Genomic DNA, 4,606 nt, shown 5'->3' on the forward strand with positions numbered 1-4,606 from the left:
CAGCTATCAGAAGGTCGTCACCGACGAGGCCGCGACGCTGATCGGCGAATACGGCTCGCGCCTGTGCATGCTGGAAGGCTTTGTCGGCCATGCCGAACAATGCAACATCCGCGTGCGTCGCTATGGTGGGCTCAACGTGCCCTATGGAGAGGCTGCGCCCTATCGGGACGCTGCAGAATAGGGGGCTTTGCCCCCGGCTTTCAGCCTCCCCCAGAGTATTTGGAAAAAGATGAAGTCTGATACGCATACCCGGAACAAAGCCGCTATTTCGCCGCTGCGGGCGGCCATGTATGATTTTACGGAAACGGGTGTGCGGCGGGCGCTGGCAGATGTCAGCGCCCCGGATGCTGTTTACAGGTTGTGCCATCCTTTTGGGGGCAGAACCGGCAGCGATGCGTATTACGATACCGCCTACAAAGACCTGCTGTCCGCCTGGCCCGATCTGGAACGCCGCGACTATATCGTTATGGCTGGCCCGGATGAGCATGGGGCTGATTGGGTCGGGTGTGGCGGCTATTACACCGGCACTTTCACCGGGCCGTGGCTGGATATCCCGCCGACCGGCCATCAGGTGACGATGCGGTTTCATGAATTCTACCGTTTCGAAGACGGCAAAGTGGTTGAGATGCAGGCCCTGTGGGATATCCCCGAGGTTATGATGCAGGCGAATGCCTGGCCGATGGCCCCCAGCCTTGGTCGCGAATGGCATGTGCCCGGACCAGCGACGCAGGACGGTTTTGTGCCCGGCCCCTACGATGCAGCCAAGGGGCAGGCGACCTGTCAGCACATTATTGACATGCTTGAACATCTGAAGAAGCACCCCTCGCAGGGCGGGCCGGAGGTGATGGAACCCGACCGGTTCTGGCATCCGCGCATGAACTGGTACGGCCCGTCGGGCATTGGCACCGGGCGCGGGTTTTCCGGGTTTCGAAACTGGCACCAGATTCCGTTTCTGAGCGGGATGCCGGATCGTGGGCAATATGTTGAGGACATCACCTATCATTTCTTCGGAGATGGCGATTATGCCGCCGTGACGGGCTGGCCCAACATGATCCAGACCGTGACTCATGACGGTTGGATGGGGATCGCGCCTGCGGGCACGCGGATCACCATGCGCAGCCTCGATTTCTGGCGGGTAGAGAACGGCAAGATCCGCGAAAACTGGGTTCTGGTCGATCTTCTGGACGCCTATCGCCAGCTAGGCGTTGACGTTTTCGCCCGGCTGCGGGAATTCAATAAAGCCCGCAACATGGGGCGTATCAATATACCGGATGGAATGAGCTGATGAGTGATCTGCCCCGCACCCCTTCGTTTTCCTTGGCGGGCAAGACCGCTCTTGTCACCGGTGCGTCGTCGGGCATCGGGCAGGGCTGTGCCGTGGCCTTGGCCGAAGCGGGTGCGCATGTGGTCTGCGCCGCGCGTGGTGCGGATCGTCTGAACGAAACCGTCGCCGCGTTTCAGGCGCAGGGCTGGTCAGCCGAAGCAGCCGTGGTGGATCAGGGCGATCTTGAAGCGCTGCGCGGATTGTTTGACGACCGCGTCTTCGATGTTGTGGTGAACTCGGCCGGAACCGCGCGTCATGGACCGGCAATTGAGACCTCGCCCGAAGATTTCGATGTGGTCACCAACGTCAACCTGCGCTCGGCCTATTTCCTGTCGTCCTACGCGGCCAAGGCACTGATGGCTGAGGGTAAGCCGGGGTCGATCATCCATATCTCAAGCCAGATGGGTCATGTGGGCGGCGTTGACCGGTCGCTTTATTGCGCCACCAAATTCGGGCTTGAAGGCATGGTCAAAGCCATGGCGATCGAGTGGGGCAAGCAGCGCATCCGCATCAACACGGTGTGTCCGACCTTTATCCGCACGCCGTTGACGCAATCCACCTTCGACAACCCCGAGCGGGCTGCGTGGATCATGGAAAAGATCAAGCTGGACCGGATCGGCGAGGTCGAGGATATCATGGGCGCGGTCACCTACCTGGCCTCGGACGCCTCGGCGCTGGTGACTGGCACGTCGATGTTGATTGACGGGGGTTGGACGGCGGACTGATGGCTGAAAAAGTCACCTCACTTCAGGTTGCGCAACTGGCCGGTGTCAGCCAATCGGCGGTCAGCCGGGTGTTCACGCCCGGTGCGTCGGTCAGCAAGAAGACCGAGGAAAAGGTGCGCAAGGCCGCGGCCGAGCTGGGTTATCGCCCCAATGTTCTGGCCCGTGCGATGGTGTCGGGCAAAAGCCGGATCATCGGTCTGGTGGTCGGGTATCTGGACAACTACTTTTATCCCGAAGCGCTGGAGAAACTGTCGAACGCATTGCAGGAAAAGGGCTATCACGTCCTGATCTTCATGGCCTCACGGACGGCTGGAAACATCGAGGATGTGATGGCGGAAATCCTTGATTATCAGGTGGATGGGGTCATTCTGGCCTCGGTTGCGATGTCGTCGGAAATCGCGATGCGGTGTCAGCAGGCCGGGGTTCCGGTGGTGTTGTTCAACCGCAGTCAGGATATCGAAGGCATCACCACCGTCACGTCCGACAACTATTTCGGCGGACGTAAAGTGGCCGAGTTCCTTCTGGCCGGAGGGCATCAGCGCATCGGCTATATCGCCGGCTGGCAGGGTGCCTCGACCCAGCGTGACCGCGAGGCCGGTTTCCGCGCTGTACTGTCGGAAGCCGGGCAGAGCCTGTTTGCCCATGATGTCGGTGACTTTCACACCGAAAAGGTGCGGGCGGCGGCACGGCGCATGTTCGACGTCCCGCCCGAGAGCTGCCCGGATGCGGTGTTTGTCGCCAATGACCACATGGCTTTGGCGGTGATGGACGTGATCCGGTTTGAATTGGGTCTGCGCGTGCCCGAGGACGTTTCGGTCGTGGGATATGACGATGTGCCGCCTGCCGGATGGCCTGCGTACAACCTGACAACGATCCGCCAGCGCGCCAATCTCATGGTGGCGGAAACCGTCACCGCGTTGCTTGAACATATCGACGCCCCGGCATCGGCGAAACCGCGCAAAGTGGCCATTGACGGGCCGCTGATCGTGCGGACCTCGGCCCGGTTGCCTAAAGGGTGGACCCCACAAAGGACAGAGACATGAAGGGCTTTGACGCCAAGTTTCGGGATTTTCCCGACTATATCATCGGCATCACCAAAGAGATCTGGGAAGACCGGGGGATTTCTACCCTGCACGAATATTACGCGCCGGATATCGTGGTGCGGATGCCCGGCAGCGTGTCGACCGGCAATCAGGGTGTGATCGGCGCCACCATGGCCACGCTGGCCGAATTTCCCGACCGCACCCTGCTGGGCGAAGATGTGATATGGTCCGGCACGCCCGAAAAGGGGATGCTGTCGAGCCACCGCATCATGTCCACCGCCACCCATCTGGGCGATGGCATGTTTGGTCAGGCGACCGGTGCCAAGTTGCGCTATCGCATTCTGGCCGACTGCCATGCCCGCAACAATGCCATCGATGACGAATGGCTGATCCGCGACAACGGCGCGGTGGTGCGTCAGATGGGCTGGGATCCGCAGGATTTCACCCGCGATCTGATCGCGCGCGAGGGCGGCCCGGAAAACTGCGTCAAACCTCTGACACCTGCCAACGACATGGAAGGTCCGTATTCCGGGCGCGGCAATGACAATGAATGGGGCCAACGTCACGCCGATCTGCTGACCCGGATGATGGGCGCGGATATGGGCGCGGTCGAGCGTGACTATGACCGCGCGGTTCAGACCGAATATCCCGGCGGCGCTAGCGGCCATGGTCGCGACCCGGTTGACCGGTTCTGGATGTCGCTGCGTGCAGCGATGCCCAGTGCGACCTTCACCATCCACCATCAGATCGGGCGCGATGACACGAACATGCCGCCGCGCTCGGCCATCCGTTGGAGCCTGCACGGCAAGCATGACGGCTGGGGTGCCTTTGGCGTGCCCACTGGGGCCGAGCTGTATGTTCTGGGCATCAGCCACGCCGAATGGGGCGAGCTGATCGGCGGTGACATCCGGCTGCGCCGCGAATGGACCCTGTTCGATGAAACGGCGATCTGGAAGCAGATTATTCTGGCGGCTGGGGACGTGTGATGCCTGTGGTGCCTGCCCCTTTGGATACCAGCGAAGCAACCCGGCGGTATCACTGCCACCGGGCCTCTTTGCGGGCAAAGCGGTTGAACAACCGCCCTCCCGGGGCAACGGGCTGACCCCCTGTTGCAACATCAAACCCGTTAGGAGACCAAAATGAGCACCATTCAACAACGCATTGTCCGCTACGGCGAGCTCAAACCCTGCAAAACCGCCTTTATCGACGCCCACACACCGGGCAGCGATCAAAAGGAAAATTTCACCATCATCGGCGGCGGCGTATCGGAATCCCCCGATCAGCACGTTCACATTACCGACAAAATCGGCTTCAACATCGGCGCCGCGGGGCAACCTCCGAAATGCCGCAACTCGCTGCACAGCCACACCACGGCCGAGGTGTTCTTTGTCGCCAAAGGTCGCTGGCGGTTCTTCTGGGGCCGCTATGGCACGGCGGGCGAGTTCATCGCCGAGGAGGGCGACATCTTCAACATCCCGACGGGCATCTTCCGCGGGTTCGAGAATGTCGGCCAG

The 4,606-nt window shown here is 61.1% G+C and carries 4 protein-coding genes and 2 pseudogenes; all 6 read left to right on the top strand.

The features are described from left to right. Positions 1-181 (top strand): annotated as a pseudogene (locus tag ACOQFT_RS00090) (histidinol dehydrogenase); the annotation flags it as partial. A 48-nt stretch (positions 182-229) separates the two neighbouring features. After that, a complete protein-coding gene (locus ACOQFT_RS00095) occupies positions 230-1,285 on the top strand; it encodes an ester cyclase (protein ID WP_421596041.1) in 1,056 nt (351 codons plus the stop codon). Further along, positions 1,285-2,049 (top strand): SDR family NAD(P)-dependent oxidoreductase, encoded by a 765-nt coding sequence (locus ACOQFT_RS00100; protein ID WP_421596042.1) that lies wholly within the window; start codon positions 1,285-1,287, stop codon positions 2,047-2,049. The genes ACOQFT_RS00095 and ACOQFT_RS00100 overlap by 1 nt, the downstream gene beginning before the upstream one ends. Beyond that, positions 2,049-3,092, top strand: a complete 1,044-nt coding sequence (locus tag ACOQFT_RS00105) for a LacI family DNA-binding transcriptional regulator (protein WP_421596043.1) — start codon at positions 2,049-2,051, stop codon at positions 3,090-3,092. Before ACOQFT_RS00100 ends, ACOQFT_RS00105 begins: the two co-directional genes overlap by 1 nt. Further along, positions 3,089-4,078: an ester cyclase gene (locus ACOQFT_RS00110; RefSeq protein ID WP_421596044.1), complete on the top strand. Its 990-nt coding sequence runs from the start codon at positions 3,089-3,091 to the stop codon at positions 4,076-4,078. Before ACOQFT_RS00105 ends, ACOQFT_RS00110 begins: the two co-directional genes overlap by 4 nt. A 153-nt stretch (positions 4,079-4,231) precedes the next feature. Further along, positions 4,232-4,606: pseudogene (locus ACOQFT_RS00115) on the top strand (cupin); the annotation flags it as partial.

It is taken from the genome of Ruegeria sp. MALMAid1280 (assembly GCF_049195285.1).
In the GTDB taxonomy this organism is placed as follows: domain Bacteria; phylum Pseudomonadota; class Alphaproteobacteria; order Rhodobacterales; family Rhodobacteraceae; genus Ruegeria.